Source organism: Myxococcus virescens (assembly GCF_900101905.1).
Taxonomy (GTDB): domain Bacteria; phylum Myxococcota; class Myxococcia; order Myxococcales; family Myxococcaceae; genus Myxococcus; species Myxococcus virescens.
Map to the genome: position 1 here is coordinate 505,352 of NZ_FNAJ01000004.1, position 18,253 is coordinate 523,604.

Below are 18,253 nucleotides of genomic sequence, written 5' to 3' on the forward strand. Positions count from 1 at the left end.
ACGGGAGCCTCACACTACCTTCAGCGCCGGGCCCCTCAACACCGTCGCGGAGGCCCGATTTTCCGGCCTCCGGCGCGTTCCGTCAAATGCCGGCCGATCCGTCCGGGTTCTGGACCGGCCCCGCACGTCACCCACGCTCCGCTTCGGCGTCCGGGTCGATGCCGTACTCCTTGATTTTGTAGAGGAGCGCCCGATGACTGATGTCCAGCAGCTCCGCGGCCCGGGTCCGGTTGCCCTTGGTCTTCCGCAGGGCGGCTCGGATGTAGGACTCCTCCAACTCCCGGATGGCCCGCTTCAGGGACAGGTCTCTACCATCCTGTAGCACCTGCCCCACCTGCGTGGTCCCCTGCGGCCCGGGTGGGGAGGCGGCCCACAGCCTTTCGGGCAGGTTCGCCGGGAGGATGAGCGGCTCATCCGCAAGGAGCACGGCACGCTCCATTGCGTTCTCCAACTCGCGGACGTTTCCCGGCCACGCGTAGGACTGCAGGAGCGCCTCCGCCTCGGAGGAGAGCCCCGCGACAGGGGGATCCCGGTTCAGCTCGCGGTTGAAGCGAGCGATGAAGGCCCGCGCCAACAGGGGCACGTCCTCACGACGCTCCCGTAGCGGCGGAACGCGGAGGTTCACCACGTTAAGGCGGTAGTACAAGTCCTCGCGGAACTCGCCCTTCGCCACCAAGCGGGACAGGTCGCGCAGCGTCGCGGCCACCACTCGCACGCTTACCTTCTCCACGCGGTTCTCCCCCACCGGGCGGATTTCTCCCTCCTGGAGGACGCGAAGGAGCTTCACCTGGGCGGACAGTGGAAGCTCTCCCACCTCGTCCAGGAAGAGCGTGCCGCCATCCGCTTCTGCAAAGAGGCCTCGCTTCGCGGTGCGCGCGTCCGTAAAGGCGCCCTTCGCGTGACCAAACAGCTCGCTTTCGATGAGCCCGGAGGGAATGGCGCCGCAGTTGACCGCGACGAATGACATGGGCGCACGGGGGCTGCGCTCGTGGAGTTCCCGCGCGATGAGCTCCTTGCCCGTGCCGCTCTCGCCGCTGATGAGCACGGTGGTGTCCACCGGCGCGAGCCGTGCCACCTGGCGCAGCAGTGCGTGCAACGCCGGACTCTCGCCGAGGATGTGCCCCTCCGGCGTTGACGGCAGGTTGGACTGCTTCAGCCGCCGGTTTTCTCGGACCAGCCGTTCCCGCTCCTCGGCTTTGCGGAGGACGAAGACGATTTCATCCGGTTTGAAAGGTTTCTGGACGTAATCGAACGCCCCCCAGGCAACGGCCTGGAGCGCCTGCTCCTGCGAGCCGTAGGCGCTCATCACCACCGCGGTCAACGAAGGCTGCGCCGCCAGTGCCTCACGTAAGACCGAGAGGCCGTCCTTCTTCGGCATGCGCACGTCACACAGCAGCACGTCGTAGTCACGCGCGGCGAGCTCCTTCAGCGCATCCTCGCCATCGGCCACCGCGCGTACTTCATATCCGTGCCCGGTGAGCACCAACGTGAGGATGTGCCGGATAGAGGGCTCATCATCGGCAACGAGAATGGTGCGGAACAAGGGCATGGCCGTCTCTGAGCATCATCCCCCACCCGCGCCAGAGCCGGAAGCTTCCGCGCCGAAGGGGCCTGCCTTTTCCTCAGAGTACGGGCAGGCACACGGTAAAGCGGGCACCGCCTCCCTGCGCATTTTCCGCTTCGAGGCGACCGCCCATGATCTGCGCGAGGCGTAGGGACACCGCCAGTCCCAGCCCCGTCCCTTCGCGCCCTTTCGTCGTGAAAAAGGGCTCGAAGAGACGAGGCATGACGTCATCAGGAATGCCCGTCCCGCCATCCTCCACGAGGAGACGAACCTCGTCAGCCGTTCGCCGGGTGGAAACCCGCACGCGCCCCTGCCCCCCCATGGCTTGGGCAGCGTTGAGCAACAGGTTGATGACGATCTGTGAGAGCGGGCCGGGGTCAGCACGTGCCAGCAGCCCCGGCTCCAGTTCCAAAGAGACCGTCACGCCGGACAGCTCGGGCGCGGCCCGAACCAAGCGTACGCAAGTCTCCACCACCGCAGCCACCTCGACCGGCCCCAACGAAGTGGTGCCGGGGCGCCCCAGGTCGAGCAAGCCCCGGATGATTTGGTCGATGCGCTGCACCTCGTGGTCAATGCGCTTGAGGAAGTCCTTCAGCTCGGGCGTGTCCGCCTTCGCACGCGCGAGCGCCACATACCCTAGGATTCCCGCCAGCGGATTGCCCACTTCGTGGGCGACACCCGCAGCCAGCCTCCCGACGGTGGCCATGCGCTCCGAGGCCACCAGCTCCGTCTGCGTCCGGGCCAACTGCGCATTGGACTCTCGCAGGGACGTCATTTGCGCGCGCGTGAGCGCCTGCTCCTCGCGAAGCGCTTCCGCCATCCGCTGTAAGGAACGCTGGATTCGGGACACCAGCGTGCCGCCCTGGGTCGGCACCAGTTGCGGCTCCCATTCCATCCGTCCGAACTGCTCCACCACCGCCTCGGTGCGCCGCAATGGACGTCCCACCATCAAGTCCAACACCACATAGGTGAGGACCGTCAATGCGACCAAGTCCAACCCCAGGAGCCAGGGGAGTACGCCTCGCACGCGAGAAAGGGTCTCCTCCTCCGAGCTCCCTTCGGGCACCCACCGGCGGAGTGCATCCAGAAGTCGGAAGAGCACGGGTTGCACGGACAGCCAGGTGAGCCCCGATGAGAGGGAGCCCAGCAGGAACGCGACGCTGGCGATCCGCCACTTCATCGCATCCCCGCGCCGCTCACGGCAGGCCGCCCAGCATCATTGCGATGTCCGGAGGCAACACCCGTGACAGCCAGGGCCCCAGCAGCATAAGTTCCAGCCCCGCGAGCGCCAGCCAGGGCCCGAAGGGAATACTGGTGCGCTCAGGCACCCACTCTTCCTCTTCGCCCTCTTCATCCAGCGGGGCATCGGGGATGGGCTGCACCAGGAGGCAAACCGGCACCAGCAACAGGCGCTTCCAGGGTGGGAGTCCCGGCTGCGTGAACTCCCAGGTCATCGTGAGTGGCTCAGCATCACCCACGGGCTCCCCGGGAGCGTTCTCTGCACGCGGGCCCGCGCGTCCCGTCAGCAGCAACATCAGGATGCCCACCACTGCGCCCTGCATGGATGCGAACAACAACACGCCCAGCAGCGTGCGCCACGACAGAAACGCCCCGAGCATGGCCACGAGGTACTTGTCCCCCGCTCCGAGTGCCTCCCGCTGAAACACCTTCCACCCGACGTACTCCATCACCCGGAAGGACAGGAAGCCCACGGCCGCGCCAACCAGGGCGTCGCGGAAGGCATCCACCCCGAGAGGAATCGCCAGGATGAGCCCGGCCAGCATGCCCGACACCGTCATGGACAGCGGCAGAATCCAGTGGTCCAGATCGATGAAGGCGAGCGGCACCAGCAACGAAACGAGCACCAGCGCCGGCACCAACTCATAGGTCCAGCCAAAGCGGCGCAAGCAGGCGAAGTACAGGAGCCCCGTCAGCAACTCCACCAGCGGGTACCGCACGGAAATGGGTGTGCGGCAGCCCCGGCAGCGGGCCCGCAGTGCCAGCCACGACAGCAGCGGGATGTTCTCGTACCAGGCCAGGACGTGCCCACACTTGGGACACCTCGAGCCCGGGCGCACGATGCTCTGCCCCAGCGGGACGCGCGCGATGACGACGTTGAGAAAGCTGCCCACGCACAGACCGAGCACGAACAGGAACACGGCGAATAGGGGCCCGAAGTATCCCGGCAGGGAGGAATGCGTCACAGGGGACGCATCCTACCCGAGCTTCAGCGGAAGTCGCGCCGCTCGAACACGAGCGTGGCCAGCACGCAGAAGAGCGCTCCCCAGCCCAGTGCGTACAGGGTGGCCGAGCCTAGCTCCGCGGCCGTCACATCGATGGCATACGTGGCGCGCGGCCTGAAGTTCAGCCGCTCCAGGTTGGGCAGGGCATAGTACGTCGCCTTGCTGACCCACTGGACAAAGTCCACCTTGGACTTCACTCCCAGGTTGTAGATGTCCGCGCAGAGATGCCCCGCGAAGTACAGTCCCGTCGTCACCAGTGCGGAGACGAGTTGGCTGGCGAAGGTGGACATCAGGAACCCCGCGCTGGTGAGGACAAACAGCTCAAGATAGAGCCCCCACAGCGCGGCCATCTGCGGCTGGGTGATGGGCGAATGATGTAGGACAAGCTCCACCCAGAACAGCAGCGTCATGGCCACCAGCAACACACCGAGGGTGAGCATGTTGCCCGCGAGCCGCGCCAGCAGGAACCTGCTTCGGGACAGAGGCTTGGACACCATCAAGAAGATGGTTCGCCGCTCGATTTCACGGCTGATGAGCCCCGACGACAAGTAGATGGAGAGGAAGACGAGCAGCAGGCTCATCACCCCTAGTCCGAAGTCGGTCACCACTCTGTCGAAGGTGCTGACAGTGACCTCGGTAACGAGCGTGGTGGCGAAGAGCAGCAAGATAGCGAAGGCAGCAACCAGCACCGTCACCCGGTTGCGCCGCGCCTCGCGGAACCCGTTCCATGCCATGGCGGCGAAAGCCCCCATCACTGAATCTCCCCGCCTACCGTCTGCCCACCTGCCTGCTTCATCGCGTCCAGGAAGAGGTCCTCCAGCGAGAAGCGCGCAGGCTGTACCTGGCTAACTCGCCCCCCTCTATTAAGGACGGCCTGGAGCAAACCATGAGAATCAGCGTCCGGAACCCGCAACAGGACCCGGCTGTCCAACTGCTGCGCCTGCTCATATGTGAAGCCCAGCGACTGCAACTGATCCAATGGGAGCCCGTGTACGACCATCTCCACGGAGGGAGCCTTTGTGGACACCAATTCCTGCACGCTCCCTTCCTGAACGCGTCGCCCGCCTACGAGCACCACCACGCGGTCGCAGAGGGACTCGACGTCGGAGATGATATGGGTACAGAAGAGGATGGTCGTCCCCTTCTCCCGCTCGGCAAGGATGATGTCACGCATCTGCCTGCGCCCGAGGGGATCCAGGCCGGAAGTGGGTTCATCCAGAACCAGCAAGCGAGGCCCACTGATGAGCGCTTGAGCCAGTGCAGTCCGCTGCACCATGCCCTTGGAATAACGGCGAATCTGCAGGTCAGACGCTCGGCCCATCCCCACCTCGCCGAGCACCCGCTCCACACGCTGATCCAGTTCATGGCCGCTTAGCCCAAAGATGCGACCGGCAAGCGTCACGAACTCCCGCCCGGTGAGGTACTCATAAAGCGAGGGGTTCTCCGGCAGGAAACCCACCTGACGCCGGACATGCGGCCGCTCGGGCGGTTCACCGAAAAGCAACGCCTGCCCCTGAGAGGCTCGCACCAGCCCCATGAGAATCTTGATGGTCGTGGACTTGCCCGCACCGTTGGGCCCCAACAAGCCATAGACCTGTCCTGGCGCAATCTCCAGATCCAATCCTTGGAGGGCCTTGACCTGCTTGTTGAGGAAGAACCCCACCCGGTACGTCTTGGACAATCCGCGGATGGAGACTGGCAAGTTCGACTCTGTCGAGGCGGTCACCGTCATGGCGCATCCCCCGGGTCACCGAGCTGAATGCCGCCTGCAGCTAGATCTTCCTGCAATTCTTTTTTCTTGGCGTCCTCGTACATCTCCAACCTGTACAATCCCGATGTAGAGCGCGCGCGCCCTCGCCGGTCGATGAAAAACTGCCCCTCCAATGGGTCTTCGGGCATTGCACGTAGATAGCCCGAGCGAACCAATGCAGGGACTGTCTTGGGCAACTCACCTCGGTCTCGCTGGAAAGCACTGATGGCGTCATCAATCTGAGTCAGCACGCGCTCACGCAAGATTTCCTTGATGCGATGTTCATAGAACGCGCGCGACTCATCATCTTCCGCACTGTCGCGTAGCATCTCGGCCATCTGCAACCCCGTATCAAAACTCCCAGCTTGCGCGTACAGGCGAGTAGCGAGATGGGCTACGTAGCGCGGGATGTCAGGGAACCGAGACAATCGCGTGAGGAGCTCAGCGGCCCCTTGATAGTCACGCTCGTACGTCATCTTGTTGTAGGCGAGCTGGAACAAGAAACGACGGTCATCGGGGAACTGAGCCAGCCCTTTGACCAACAGCCGGGATGACAGGTCCGTGTTCACCCACTGCTCACGCCCTAGATTGAATGGGGTTGCAATCGCGCCAAACTCGTAGACGTAGCGAAACTTGGGGTCGAGATCGGTCGCGAAGTCCGCATAGAAGAATACATCCCGGTACTCGGTGTCAGTGTTGGCACGCCCTACCTGCTGAATCGCTTGAATCCAGTAGAAGTCCGCTAAAAGCGGGCTCTGGGCTGCCCCCAAAATCTGAAGGAGTTCCCGACGGGGGAGCACGGGGCCATCCTTCGTTCGCAAGGGTTTCCCTGGCTTCTCAGCGAGCAACCCCACCGAGCACACGGCCAGCGCCAAGACCACAATCCGGATAAGCACCACAGGCTCCTAAACGACGAAGGGCCGCCATCCTGAAGGAGGGCGGCCCAGAGAACAGTGGTCAAGCCACCGCTCATTCCACGTCAGACAACATCAGGTACCAGTGGCACCGTCGCAAGCGACATCGTTACGGGTGTTGTACGGGGTACCCGAGGCGACGTTGCCAGCCTCGGAGCAAGGACCGACACCGCCCGTACCCTCGAAGCCGGCGATCACCCAGTCATCGAAGGAAGCCTCGTTATCCGCGTTGCCCTGCGCGCCAGCGAAGAAGTTGCAGTTGGGGCACGTCTCGACGTCCGGCTGCACACCGAAGGTCGTGGTCCAGCCACCAGCACTCGCAACCGTGAACGTGGCCACATGCGGGGTCGGGTCGTCAATGACGCTGCTCGAGCCGAAGCGGAACGAGTCGTTGCTGATGCAAGGAACACCCGCGTTGGGCACCGTGATATCGGCGGCGGTGCGGTTCTCGCAGGTGCCCGCCTCAGCGGAAACGCGGTAGCCGTACCGGTTGCCACGCTCAGGCGCGAAGCCGATTTCGTTGGCGAAGTGCGAGTAGCGGTCCTTCTCAGAGAAGAACGACTTCTGCGCCGTGTACAGGGCCTTGAGGTTGGTCTTCGCCTCCGACTGCTTGGAGCGAGCCTGGAACTTGATGAAGTTCGGGATGGCGATGGCCGCCAGGATGCCGATGATGGCCACCACGATCATGAGCTCGATGAGCGTGAAGCCACGGTTGCGGGGGTTGAATCGCGAGACGCGCATGGGGATCCTCAAGGAAGGTTGCAACGGGGGGGCACTGCGCCCGCTGGTAGCGCTAGCACATGATGTGCCAGCTCACCGCCACGCGCTAACACCGCTGATTTCCAAGAGCTGAGGAATCCTGCGCCGCTTTCCAGGTGCAGGGCTGACAAAATTCGGCAGTGCCGCTGACGATAACTGTCGATCAGCCTACGCATCGGACGGAGCCCCGGGTTCCAGGTCGTCCGTCAAGCCGTGCTTGGCCAGGCGGTACCGAAACGAACGGAACGAAAGGCCGAGGAGTTCTGCGGCCCGGGTCTTCACACCGCCAGCCTGTTTCATTGCGGCAAGCAGGTAGCGACGCTCGCTGTCATCCAGGTGGCGTTCCAGATTGAAGCCGGCGCCAAGCCCCGGCTCGGCGCCCTCCGACGCGCGGGCAACGGGTTCCGCATCCCCTCGTACGGCAGGAGGCAGCGTGGATGGCCCAAGCAAGTCCGAGTCCGACAACGTCGCGGCACGCTCAACCATGTTCTGCAACTGTCGCACGTTGCCAGGAAACGGATACCGCTCCAGCAATGCCAGCGTCTCGGGCGCGAAACGGAGGCCAGGTCGCCCTAGTTCCTCCGCCATTCGGGAAAGGAAGTAGCCTGCCAGCAGGGAGATATCTCCTGAGCGCTCGCGCAACGGGGGCAACTCCACCGTAATCACGTTGAGCCGATAGAAAAGGTCCTCCCGGAACCGCCCCGCCTTCACCTCCGCCTCAAGCCGCCGGTTCGTGGCCGCGATGACGCGCGCCTGGAAGGGAATCTCCGCCGCGCTGCCCACCGGCTTCACCTTTCGCTCCTGGAGCACTCGGAGCAACTTCACCTGGGTGGCCAGCGGCATCTCTCCGACTTCATCCAGCATGACCGTGCCATCCCCTGCCGCGACCAACAAGCCCGAACGGTCATGGGTGGCCCCAGTAAACGCCCCTTTCACATGCCCAAAAAGCTCGCTCTCAAGTGTCCCCTCGTTCAGCGCAGCGCAGTTGAACGGGAGAAACGGTCGGGCTGCTCGGCTTCCGCGCATGTGGATGGCACGCGCCACCAGTTCCTTGCCTGTGCCGCTCTCCCCGGTCACCAGCACGGTGCTCCGGCCAGAAGCCACTTTCTCCACCAGCGACCACACGGCCTGCATCCGGGCGCTTTGCCCCACTGCACCATCAAGCCCCGGAAAGAGGCGCGCACGAAGGCCGGTGTTCTCCTGCCGCAGCGTGCGCTTCTCAAGCGCCTTCTGGACGAGGAGCCGTAGCTCTTCGTTATCGAATGGCTTGCAGATGTAGTCGTACGCGCCCTCGCGCATCGCCCCCACGGCCGCGGCGGGTGTTCCGTAAGCCGTGATGAGCACCACCTCCGGCGAGCCGGGACGCGCGCGTGCGGCACGAAGAACGTCGAGCCCGCTGCCGGTCCCGAGCTTCAAATCGGAGATGACCAGGTCCACCCCATCCAAGGCCAGCAGGTCGCATGCGGCCTTCACCCCGGCCACGCTCGTCACGGCGTATCCCTCCCGCTGGAGCAACAGCTCAAGGTACTCGCGCATGGACAGCTCGTCGTCGACCACCAAGATGTGGCCGCGGGCGCCCGCCTCCCCTCCCTGTGTCGCCGTCATAGCGGAAGCCCCACCACGAATTCGGTCCCCTCTTCAGGGTTGGACCGAACACGGATGAATCCTCCATGTGCCCGAATGATGGAGTGCGCAGTGGACAGCCCCAGCCCGGTGCCTCCATCCCGCGTCGTGAAAAACGGCTCGAACAAGTGCCCCATCATCTCCTCCGTGATGCTCCCCCCCGAGTCCCAGATGCGGATTCTCGCCTCGTTCTCGGCCCGCGTCAGTGCCACTTTCACGTGGCCTCGAGCCCCCGCTGCCTGAAACGCGTTGCGCACCAGGTTGATAAGCACCTGGCGGAGTTGATCCGGGTCAACGGAGACCGCCATCACCACGGGAGTGGCCATTTCGACCCGCACGTCCCGAGCCAACGGGTCCACGCGGAGCATGTCCACCGTCTCCGTCAGCAATGACGCCAGCGCAACTTGCTGGAGCACTGGCGTCGGAGGACGCGCGAAGCGCAGGAAGTCCTCCACCAACCGCGCGAGTCGGTCCGCCTCACGAATCAAGATGTTGGTAAGTTTCTGAGCCATCGCATCCTGCGCGTCCTGCGCCAGCAGTTGCGCTGACCCGCGCATGGACGCGAGCGGATTGCGCAGCTCGTGCGCGAGCTGCGCAGAGAGTGCGCCTAGGCTCGCCAATCGGTCCGCGCGCTTGAGGTCGTCCTCCATTCGCCGAAGCTGAGTGAGGTCCTGGAACACCATGAGCAGGGAGCCAGGCGCTCCATCCAACGGCGTCACGGACAGCCCCAGAATGCGCCGTTTCAGGCCTTTGCCCACCACCAGCTCGCTCCGAGGCGAACGGGGAGCTAGCCCGAGCACACCCGGCAGGAGTGCCTCCACATCCGTTCCCACGACCTGCGTGGCATCCACCTGGAGAATCAGACAGCCTGCGGGATTGACGTAGGTGATGCGGTGCCCCGCATCACATGTCACGAGTCCCGATGGCATGGAGGACAGGATCTGTTGCTGCAGGCGTCCCAGCCGCTGAAGGTCCGCCTCGCGAGCAGACAGAGCGCCACCGGCCACCGAGAGCTGGCGAGACAAATAGCCCGCCAACACGGCGATGAGCACCAGTGCCAGTGCGTTGCTCCCCAGGACGAACATCACCCGGGACGGAGGCATCAGCCCCCCAGGCACACTCCCAAGGAACCGGGCTCCCATGACCAACGTGGCGAAGCACAACACGGACGCCGCGGCGGCCCACAGCGCACCGCGCCGGTCCAAGACGACGGCCGCGCCAATGACCGACAGGCTGTAGAGAAACGTCAGGGGCGAGTCCGCGCCGCCGCTGAGGTAGACCAGCCCAGTAGCGATGACAACATCGCCAATAACCTGCACCCATGCATCGAGCAGCCCACCACGCCCGCGCCGCAGCCTCAGCCCCACCACCAGCGTAGAGACGTACGCGCTGACGATGACCCCGAGCGACAGGGTGTCAGCCCCGCTCAGCTCCTGAGTGGGCTGCAGGAGGAGCCGCGCAAGGGTGATGACGAGCGACAAGCTCGCGGCCACCGTACGGAACAGCACCAGCCATACGAGCCGCGACCTGAACGCGTCCCCCTCCAGGGGGCGCCCTCCTACGACCACTGCGTTACTGGATGGCGCCGGCAAGCGAGAAGATGGGGAGGTACATGCCGATGAGGAAGCCACCGACCACGCCGCCGAGGAACACCATGAGCACCGGCTCAATCATCGCCGTGAGGCTGTTGATGGCCGCGTCCACTTCGTCATCGTAGAAGTCGGCGATCTTGTTGAGCATGGTGTCCATGGCGCCGGTCGCCTCACCCACGCCGATCATCTGCACCACCATCGACGGGAACACCTTCGTCTCTGCCAGCGGCCCCGCGATGTTCTTGCCCTCGGCGATCTTCCCGCGGACGTAGATGATGGCGTCTTCCACGGTGCGGTTACCGGCCGTCTTCGCGGTGACGTCCAGCGCGTCCAGGATGGGCACGCCCGAGGAAATCATGGTCCCCAGCGTGCGGGTGAACCGAGCCACGGCCACCTTGCGGAGCACGGGGCCGAAGACGGGCATGAAGAGGAACACCTTGTCCCAGAACTTCCGGCCACGCGGCTGGCGGTAGCTCCACGTGAAGGACATCACCACCGCGGCAATCGAACCAGCCGCATGGAAGAAGTACTCCTGCGCTAGGTGCGAGAAGTTCACGATCATCTGCGTCGGCCCCGGCAGCTCCGAGCCGAAGTCCGCGAACATCTTCTCGAAGACGGGCGTCACCTTCAGCAGCAGCACCGCCGTCACGCCAATGGCCACCAAAATCACGATGACCGGGTAGGTCATCGCGCTCTTGACCTTGGACTTGAGCTTCTCGTTCTTCTCCCGGTACGCCGCGAGCCGGTTGAGGATGGCGTCGAGGATACCGCCCACCTCGCCTGCGGCGCAGAGCTGGACGTAGAGTTCGTCGAAGACCTTGGGGTGCTCCTTCAGCGCGTCCGCGAAGGTGCTGCCCTGCTCCACCTTGCCCTTGATGGCGAACAGCACCTTCTTGAAGGCAGGGTTGTCCATCTGACTGGCCAGGATGTCGAGGCACTGCACCAGCGGGAGGCCGGCGTCGATCATCGTGGCGAACTGACGGGTGAAGACGAGGATGTCCTTGCCTTCGACACCGCCCAGTCCGGGGATGACGATATCCCCGTCCAGAATGCTCTTCTTGCGCACCTTGATGGGGTTCAGACCGAGGGACTTGAGGCGCGCGTTGACGGCCTCGACGTCCATCGCCTCCATCTCACCCTTTTTCGACTCCCCGCTCTTGGTCTTCGCCTCCCAGAGGAACTGGGCGGTGGCCTTCTTGGGAGTTGATGCCGACTTCACTGCTGGGGCTGCCATGAGCTGGACCTCCGCGGGTGCCGCGCCACTCTAACCGCTGATCTCCGAATCCCGGAACTAACGACCACCCGCTCCCCCGCCTGGCCGCTGCATTCCGGGCAGGGCCCCGCCGCCGCCCGTGGCCAGGATGTTGCGCAACTCCTCCGCGTCGCTAGAACGTCCGAAGGCCTCGTCCTGGGTGATGAGCCGCCGCAGCAGCAGCGCCGCCAGGGCCTGGTTGAAGGTCTGCATGCCGAACTTCGCCTGGCCGACCTGCATGGACGAGTAGATCTGGTGGACCTTGTCCTCGCGGATGAGGTTCCGGATTGCGGGGTTGGGCACCATCACCTCCAGCGCCAGGATGCGGCCAGGGCCGCCCGCCTTCGCCACCAGCGCCTGACTCATCACGCCCTCCAGCACGAAGGACATCTGCGCGCGGACCTGCGGCTGCTGGTACGGGGGGAACACGTCCAGCACGCGGTTGATGGTCTGCACCGCGCTATTGGTGTGTAGCGTCGCGTAGCAGATGTGGCCTGTCTCCGCGATGGTGAGCGCGGCTTCAATCGTCTCCAGGTCGCGGAGCTCACCGACCAGCACCACGTCCGGGTCCTGGCGGAGGATGTACTTGAGGGCCGTCTTGAAGTTCCGCGTGTCCGCCCCCACCTCGCGCTGATTCACGAGGCAGTTCTTGTGCGGGTGCAGGTACTCGATGGGGTCCTCGATGGTCATGATGTGCTCATGACGCTCGGTGTTGATCTTGTCGATCATCGAGGCCAGCGTGGTGGACTTGCCCGAGCCCGTGGGGCCCGTCACCAGGATGAGCCCGCGCGGCTTCTTCACCAGCTCCGCCACCACCGGCGGCAGGCCCAGCTCCTGGAACGTCAAAATCTTGAAGGGAATGGTCCGGAACGCCGCGGCGACCGCGCCACGCTGCATGAAGATGTTGGCGCGGAAGCGCGACAGGCCCTTCACGCCGAAGGACAGGTCCAGCTCGTTGTCCTCCTCGAACTTGTGCTTCTGGGCGTCCGTGAGGATGGAGTAGCAGAGCTGCTTCGTCTCCACCGGGGTCAGCGGCGCCGTCTTCAAGGGAACGAGCTCGCCGTCGACGCGAAGCTGCGGCGGAGAGCCGGTGGTGACGTGGAGGTCGGAAGCGCCCTTCTCGACCATCGCCTTGAGGAGCTGGTGCAGGTTGGCCACGGGGGGATGTCCTTCGGGGGGAGTGCGGTGGGAGGAAGGTTGACTAGAAGCGGTCCGGGGCGGTGTTTCCCACCACCTCTTCCAACGTGGTGGCGCCGTCCATCATCTTGCGAAGACCGCTCATGCGCAGGCTGCTCATGCCCAGGCGAATGGCCTCCTGCTTCAGCTCCGCGGCGGAGGCGCCGTTGATGACCAGCTCCTTGAGGCCGTCCCAGAAGGGCATGACCTCGTAGATGGCCACGCGGCCGCGGTAGCCACGGTCGTTGCAGTCGCGGCAGCCGACCTTCTCGTACATCGTGAAGGTGCCAATCTTGTCCGGCGGAACACCAGCGTCGATGAGCGCCTGCTCGTCCACGTTCTCCGCCGGCTTCTTGCAGGCCGGGCACAGACGGCGCGCCAGACGCTGGGCGAGGATGAGGTTCAGCGACGCCGTCACGAGGAACGGCTCGATGCCCATGTTGAGCAGACGGCTCACCGTGCCCGGGGCGTCGTTGGTGTGCAGCGTGGAGAGCACCAGGTGGCCCGTGAGCGCCGCCTTCACGCCGATTTCCGCCGTCTCGAAGTCGCGGATCTCACCAATCATGATGATGTCCGGGTCCTGGCGGAGGAAGGAGCGCAGCGCCGCGGCGAAGTTCAGGCCGATGTCGTCATGCATCTGCACCTGATTGATGCCGGCGAAGTTGAACTCGACCGGGTCCTCCGCGGTGCAAATGTTGGTGTCCAGGCCGTTGAGGCTGGAGAGCGCCGAGTACAGCGTCGTCGTCTTGCCCGAGCCCGTGGGGCCCGTCACCAGCACCATGCCGTAGGGCCGGTCGATGGCCTCCTTGAACCAGGCCAGCGGCTGCGCGTCGAAGCCCAGCTTCGTCATGTCGAGCTGGAGGTTGCTCTTGTCGAGCAGACGCATCACGACCTTCTCGCCGAAGAGCGTGGGACACACGCTCACGCGGAAGTCCATCTCCTTGCCGCCGCCCATCTTGATCTTGATGCGGCCGTCCTGCGGCAGGCGCCGCTCGGAGATGTCCAGCGAGGCCATGATCTTCAAACGCGAGGTGATCGCGTTGCGCAGCTTCATCGGCGGGCGCATCACCTCGTACATCACACCGTCGATGCGGAAGCGGACGCGGAAGTCCTTCTCGTAGGGCTCGACATGGATATCGGACGCGCGCTTCTTGATGGCGTCCATGAGGATGAGATTCACCAGCTTGACCACGGGCGCGTCGTCCGCGGCCTTGGCCATCTCATCGATGTTCTCCGTCTCTTCCTTGGTGACCTCGATGTCGTCACCGACGTCGCCGACGATGTCCTCCAGCGACGGGCCCTTCTCCGCGTAGTAGCGCTCGATGGCCTCGCGGATGGAGACCTCGGAGGCGACCACCGTCTCGATGTTGTAGCCGGTGAGGAACTTCAGGTCGTCCACCGCGAAGATGTTGGACGGGTCGCACATGGCCACGATGAGCGACGGGCCCGCGCGGTTGACGGGCACCACCAGGTGCTTCTCCGCCACTTCCTTCGGCACCAGCTTGATGATGTCCGGCTCGACGTCGAAGTCCTTCAGGTTGATGGCCGGCACGCCGTATTGCTTGGAGAGGAAGTCGGTCAGCTTCGACTCCTCGATGGCGCCCGTCTTGACGAGCGCGGTGCCGATGCGCGTGCCGTTCTTCTGCTGCTCTTCCTGGGCCTTGCGCAGCTGCTGCACGGAGATGAGGTTCTCGCGAACCAGCAGTTCACCGAGTCGACCGGACATTCGTTGATGCCTCTTCCTTGAAGAAGAAAGAAGCGGGCGGGGGCCCGCCTCCGAGCTCAAAGACGCTGGAGCGGTGCCCGGGTGATCCTCACCCCATGGCACGGTTCCTGATTGCGAATTAGAGGGGAGCCGCGCGCGCGCGTCAAGGCGCCCTCGCCTGCTCCCCTGCTGTCACAAACCGTTGAACGGACACGGGAAAATTGCTCAGCTCTCCTCGCGCGCAATCACGGCGCGCGCGGCCTCCACGTCACGCTTGATCTGCCCCGTCAGCTCCACCACCGAACCGAAACGCTGCTCGGGGCGAAGGCGGTCGAGGAACTGCACGCGCAGCTCCTTCCCGTACAGATCACCGGCGAAGTCGAGCAGGTGCGCTTCGATCGTCACCTCCGTGCCGCCAAAGGTAGGCTTCACACCGATGTTCGCCGCACCGCCATGCCAGGTGCCCTTTGACTCGCCCGGCAGATGGACGCGGATGGCATAGACCCCCGGTGCGGGGCGCAGCTCGTTCTGCGTATCCACGTTCGCGGTGGGAAAGCCGATGCCTCGCCCCCGCCCCGCGCCCGTCACCACCGTGCCGTCCAGATCGAAGGGACGGCCCAGCAGCCGCCGCGCCGCGGACACGCGCCCCTCCAGGATGTACTCGCGAACGCGCGATGACGACGCCACCACGCCATCCACCGTGACGGGCGGAACCACGTGCACCGTGGCGCCACGCCGGGCCGCGGCCTCGCGCAGCGTCTCCGCGGTGCCGCGCCGGGCCGAGCCGTAGGTGAAGTCGCTGCCCACCACGACGTGCGCGACGCCGAGCGCGTCGAAGAGCGCTGCCTCGAAGTCCGCGGGCGGCGTGCGCGCGTATTCGCGCGAGAAGGGTTGCACCACCGCGGCGTCCAACCCGAGCTCCTCGAACAGCTCCAGCTTGCGCGGCAGCAGGGTGATGAGCTTCGGCGCCAGCTCCGGCTGGAGCACCTTGCCTGGATGGGGATGGAAGGTGAAGGCGGCGGCCCGCCCGTGGCGGCGCGCCTCCGCGAAGAGGGCCTGATGGCCCACGTGCACACCGTCGAAGTTGCCCAGCGCGAGTGCCTGTCCGGCCAGCGCCCGGCCCGCGTCCGCCACCGCAGGGAAGACCTTCATGGGCTCCCGTATACTCCAGGCCTCGCGTTTTTCCCTGGCCAAACCCGTCGTCGCCATGGTTGGTGGCGCCCGCCCATGTCCCGTCCTCGCCTGCTCCCCGAGCCCGTCGGCCTCAAGTTCGTCACCCTGGAGACCCCGCCGGACTGGGACGCCGAATTCGGCTTCAGCGGACCGCTCGAGCTGGAAATCGGCTCCGGCGCGGGCGGCCACGCCCTGGAGTACTGCCGCCGCCACCCCGAGGTACGCTTCGTCGCCTTCGAGTGGCGCAAGAAGTACGCGCGCGACACCCAGGACCGCGCGGACAAGGCGGGCCTGCGCAACCTGCGCGTCATCGAATCCGACGCGCGCTTCATCGTGCCCCGCATCTTCGCGCCCGATTCACTCGCCGCCATCCACCTCCAGTTCCCCGACCCCTGGTGGAAGCGCTCCCACGCCAAGCGCGCCGTGATTCAGCCCGCGTTCGCCGAACTGCTGTACGGCAAGCTCGCACCGGGTGGACTCTTCGACATGCGCACCGATGTCCAGGACCGCGGCGTGACGATGCTCGCCATCCTGGAATCCGCTGGTTTCAAGAACCCCTTGGGTTCAGGTGTTTTCCATCCCTATGACCCGGAGGAAGTGCCCTCCACGCGTGAGCGCCGCTACCTGGCCAGCGGGGAGCCCGTGTACCGGGCGCGGCTACTGAAGCCTGCCTGACGTCGCGCCGCGGGCGCGCGCCGAGCCCCTTGCATCCCAGGTGCGGGCAGTGAGAATGGCGGGCAACCCCGCACCGCGCGCGGGACGATTGCACCCGGGGGCGAGACATTCATGGCGGATGGCGAACGGAAGAGGACGCTGGAGGTCGCCCGCCGTGCCCCCCCCGCTGGGGAACTCAGTGGCCGCACGGTGCTCCTCGTGGACGATGACCCGGTGCATCTCCGGCACGTGCGCGACGGACTGGCCCCTCACGGTTACGTCTTCGCCGAGGCCCATGACGGCGCCCAGGCGCTGTCCGCCATCCGGGAGTCCCGCCCCGACCTCATCCTCATGGACGTGGAGATGCCGGGACTGGGTGGCGTGGAGGTGTGCCGCATCATCAAGGCGAACGCGGGCGAGGACGGCTTCGGCTTCATCCCCGTGATTCTCATGACGGCCCGGCAGGCCGCGGGAAAGGTGGAGGGACTGGAGCTGGGAGCGGATGACTACCTGGTGAAGCCCTTCGACATGCTCGAGCTGTCGGCCCGCGTGAAGTCCATGCTGCGGCTGAAGGCGTTGCAGGATGCGGTGGTGGAGAAGAACCGGGAGCTGGACCGCGCCAACAAGGAGCTGGCGGCGCGGCGCGAAGAGCTGCTGGCGCTCACCCGCACGGATGCACTCACTGGCCTGTCGAACCGGCGCGCCTTGGAAGAGCGGCTGAACGACGAGTTCGCCCGCTCGCGGCGCTATGGAGCGCCCCTGTCCCTGGTGATGCTGGACATCGACCACTTCAAGCGCATCAACGACAGCTTCGGGCACCCCTTCGGAGACCACGTGCTGAAGGCCGTGGCCCAGACGGCGCGGGCGCGGCTGCGGGAAGTGGACCTGCTGGCGCGCTACGGCGGCGAGGAGTTCATCGCCCTGCTCCCGGAGACAGGTCCCGCGGACGCGCTCCGGGTCTGCGAGCGGGTGCGCGACGCCATCGCCGCCCTGGAACTGGAGTATGTGGGCGGGAGTGGCAAGCCGCAGTGCGTGCGGCTGACCGCGTCATTGGGCGTGGCCACGGTGCCGTCGGGCGACCTCCCGAGCGCGGAGGCGCTGCTGCGGGCTGCCGACGCCAGCCTCTATGCGGCCAAGGGAGCAGGCCGCAATCGCGTCCATCAGCACGCCGCGTGACATGTCCGAACCTCGGGCTTTCCCCCGGCGGCGCTTTGACCTAAACCCCTGTCCCCATGCGTCTCTCCGCGACGATGCCCTGGCTGGTAGCGCTGGTCCTGCTGCTGAGCCTGGGTGGCTGCAACCGGCCGCGCTTCGGCACCCCGCAGGACGCCTACACGTCCTTCCACCGGCTGGTGAAGCGAGGGGAGCTGCAGCAGGCGTGGGGCGCGCTGTCCAAGCCCACCCAGGACGCGCTGGCGAAGCGTGCGCAGGTGGTGGGAGAGGCATCCGGGGGTGAAGAAAAACCGGAGCCCATGGCCCTCTTCTTCGCGAATGTCCCTCCGCCTCCGGATGTTACGGAGGTCTCACTGGTCCGGGAGGAGGGAGACGTCGCGACAGTGCTCGTGCGCGCGGGAGAAAGCTCCCACGAGGTCCGGATGGTCCGTGAGCCGTCCGGGTGGAAGGTCGACCTTTCAGCATCCCTCCAGCCGTAAAGCCGGGCATGCCCGGAAAACTCGCATCAGGTAACGTACGACTGTGAACGACAGGAAGACACGGCGGGTGATTCCCGCGGTCGAAGTCATCCGGCGCCCGGCAACGACGCCCGGCACTGCCGCTCCGACCCCGACTCCGGCGCCCACGCCGCGCCCCACGCCTACCCCGCGCCCCACGGGCGTGGCGCCCACGCCC

At 65.5% G+C, this 18,253-nt stretch carries 16 protein-coding genes; 3 read left to right on the plus strand and 13 right to left on the minus strand.

Going from position 1 to position 18,253, the window contains the following annotated elements:
- Positions 1-127 precede the first annotated feature (127 nt).
- The 13 genes from BLU09_RS15640 to BLU09_RS15700 form a co-directional block, all read right to left on the minus strand.
- Positions 128-1,549: a sigma-54-dependent transcriptional regulator gene (locus BLU09_RS15640; protein WP_090490333.1), complete on the minus strand. Its 1,422-nt coding sequence runs from the start codon at positions 1,547-1,549 to the stop codon at positions 128-130.
- A 73-nt stretch (positions 1,550-1,622) separates the two neighbouring features.
- The gene (locus BLU09_RS15645) at positions 1,623-2,744 is read right to left on the minus strand and encodes a sensor histidine kinase (protein ID WP_090490334.1); all 1,122 of its coding nucleotides are present in this window, start codon (positions 2,742-2,744) and stop codon (positions 1,623-1,625) included.
- 16 nt (positions 2,745-2,760) lie between these two features.
- Positions 2,761-3,768 carry a prepilin peptidase gene (locus BLU09_RS15650; protein WP_090490335.1) on the minus strand — a complete coding sequence of 336 codons (1,008 nt, stop codon included), beginning with the start codon at positions 3,766-3,768 and terminating at the stop codon, positions 2,761-2,763.
- A 23-nt stretch (positions 3,769-3,791) separates the two neighbouring features.
- Positions 3,792-4,559 carry an ABC transporter permease gene (locus BLU09_RS15655; protein ID WP_090490336.1) on the minus strand — a complete coding sequence of 256 codons (768 nt, stop codon included), beginning with the start codon at positions 4,557-4,559 and terminating at the stop codon, positions 3,792-3,794.
- Positions 4,559-5,539: an ABC transporter ATP-binding protein gene (locus tag BLU09_RS15660; RefSeq protein WP_090490337.1), complete on the minus strand. Its 981-nt coding sequence runs from the start codon at positions 5,537-5,539 to the stop codon at positions 4,559-4,561. Before BLU09_RS15660 ends, BLU09_RS15655 begins: the two co-directional genes overlap by 1 nt.
- The gene (locus tag BLU09_RS15665; RefSeq protein WP_244171747.1) at positions 5,536-6,453 is read right to left on the minus strand and encodes an ABC transporter; all 918 of its coding nucleotides are present in this window, start codon (positions 6,451-6,453) and stop codon (positions 5,536-5,538) included. The genes BLU09_RS15660 and BLU09_RS15665 overlap by 4 nt, the downstream gene beginning before the upstream one ends.
- 93 nt (positions 6,454-6,546) lie before the next feature.
- Positions 6,547-7,212 (minus strand): type IV pilin protein PilA, encoded by a 666-nt coding sequence (gene pilA / locus BLU09_RS15670; protein WP_090490338.1) that lies wholly within the window; start codon positions 7,210-7,212, stop codon positions 6,547-6,549.
- Positions 7,213-7,398: 186 nt separating this feature from the next.
- Positions 7,399-8,835 carry a sigma-54-dependent transcriptional regulator gene (locus BLU09_RS15675; RefSeq protein WP_090490339.1) on the minus strand — a complete coding sequence of 479 codons (1,437 nt, stop codon included), beginning with the start codon at positions 8,833-8,835 and terminating at the stop codon, positions 7,399-7,401.
- Positions 8,832-10,364 (minus strand): two-component system sensor histidine kinase NtrB, encoded by a 1,533-nt coding sequence (locus BLU09_RS15680; protein ID WP_090490451.1) that lies wholly within the window; start codon positions 10,362-10,364, stop codon positions 8,832-8,834. The genes BLU09_RS15675 and BLU09_RS15680 overlap by 4 nt, the downstream gene beginning before the upstream one ends.
- Positions 10,365-10,425: 61 nt before the next feature.
- Complete coding sequence (pilC, locus tag BLU09_RS15685) at positions 10,426-11,679, minus strand: type IV pilus assembly protein PilC (RefSeq protein WP_090490340.1); 1,254 nt, start codon at positions 11,677-11,679, stop codon at positions 10,426-10,428.
- A gap of 57 nt (positions 11,680-11,736) precedes the next feature.
- The gene (locus BLU09_RS15690; RefSeq protein ID WP_011555738.1) at positions 11,737-12,855 is read right to left on the minus strand and encodes a type IV pilus twitching motility protein PilT; all 1,119 of its coding nucleotides are present in this window, start codon (positions 12,853-12,855) and stop codon (positions 11,737-11,739) included.
- A 43-nt stretch (positions 12,856-12,898) separates the two neighbouring features.
- On the minus strand, positions 12,899-14,599 hold the full coding sequence (gene pilB, locus BLU09_RS15695; protein ID WP_011555739.1) for a type IV-A pilus assembly ATPase PilB: 1,701 nt from the start codon (positions 14,597-14,599) through the stop codon (positions 12,899-12,901).
- Positions 14,600-14,803: 204 nt separating this feature from the next.
- Positions 14,804-15,730, minus strand: coding sequence for a bifunctional riboflavin kinase/FAD synthetase (locus BLU09_RS15700; RefSeq protein WP_090490341.1), 927 nt, complete (start codon positions 15,728-15,730; stop codon positions 14,804-14,806).
- 75 nt (positions 15,731-15,805) lie between these two features.
- Between BLU09_RS15700 and trmB the strand changes: the two genes are divergently transcribed.
- The 3 genes from trmB to BLU09_RS15715 all read left to right on the plus strand — a co-directional run bounded on the left by trmB (position 15,806) and on the right by BLU09_RS15715 (position 18,057).
- Positions 15,806-16,426, plus strand: coding sequence for a tRNA (guanine(46)-N(7))-methyltransferase TrmB (gene trmB, locus BLU09_RS15705; protein ID WP_090490342.1), 621 nt, complete (start codon positions 15,806-15,808; stop codon positions 16,424-16,426).
- Positions 16,427-16,537: 111 nt separating this feature from the next.
- Positions 16,538-17,581: a diguanylate cyclase gene (locus BLU09_RS15710; protein ID WP_090490343.1), complete on the plus strand. Its 1,044-nt coding sequence runs from the start codon at positions 16,538-16,540 to the stop codon at positions 17,579-17,581.
- Positions 17,582-17,637: 56 nt separating this feature from the next.
- Positions 17,638-18,057, plus strand: coding sequence for a nuclear transport factor 2 family protein (locus tag BLU09_RS15715; protein ID WP_090490344.1), 420 nt, complete (start codon positions 17,638-17,640; stop codon positions 18,055-18,057).
- Positions 18,058-18,253 lie beyond the last annotated feature (196 nt).

Excerpts from the sequence above, each read along its gene's own strand:
- BLU09_RS15660 (WP_090490337.1), bottom strand. The coding sequence starts at position 5,539 with ATGACGGTGACCGCCTCGACAGAGTCGAACTTGCCAGTCTCCATCCGC.
- BLU09_RS15710 (WP_090490343.1), top strand. The coding sequence starts at position 16,538 with ATGGCGGATGGCGAACGGAAGAGGACGCTGGAGGTCGCCCGCCGTGCC.
- BLU09_RS15645 (WP_090490334.1), bottom strand. The coding sequence starts at position 2,744 with ATGAAGTGGCGGATCGCCAGCGTCGCGTTCCTGCTGGGCTCCCTCTCA.
- pilB (WP_011555739.1), bottom strand. The coding sequence starts at position 14,599 with ATGTCCGGTCGACTCGGTGAACTGCTGGTTCGCGAGAACCTCATCTCC.
- pilC (WP_090490340.1), bottom strand. The coding sequence starts at position 11,679 with ATGGCAGCCCCAGCAGTGAAGTCGGCATCAACTCCCAAGAAGGCCACC.
- BLU09_RS15715 (WP_090490344.1), top strand. The coding sequence starts at position 17,638 with ATGCGTCTCTCCGCGACGATGCCCTGGCTGGTAGCGCTGGTCCTGCTG.
- BLU09_RS15675 (WP_090490339.1), bottom strand. The coding sequence starts at position 8,835 with ATGACGGCGACACAGGGAGGGGAGGCGGGCGCCCGCGGCCACATCTTG.
- BLU09_RS15640 (WP_090490333.1), bottom strand. The coding sequence starts at position 1,549 with ATGCCCTTGTTCCGCACCATTCTCGTTGCCGATGATGAGCCCTCTATC.
- BLU09_RS15655 (WP_090490336.1), bottom strand. The coding sequence starts at position 4,559 with ATGGGGGCTTTCGCCGCCATGGCATGGAACGGGTTCCGCGAGGCGCGG.
- BLU09_RS15700 (WP_090490341.1), bottom strand. The coding sequence starts at position 15,730 with ATGAAGGTCTTCCCTGCGGTGGCGGACGCGGGCCGGGCGCTGGCCGGA.
- trmB (WP_090490342.1), top strand. The coding sequence starts at position 15,806 with ATGTCCCGTCCTCGCCTGCTCCCCGAGCCCGTCGGCCTCAAGTTCGTC.
- pilA (WP_090490338.1), bottom strand. The coding sequence starts at position 7,212 with ATGCGCGTCTCGCGATTCAACCCCCGCAACCGTGGCTTCACGCTCATC.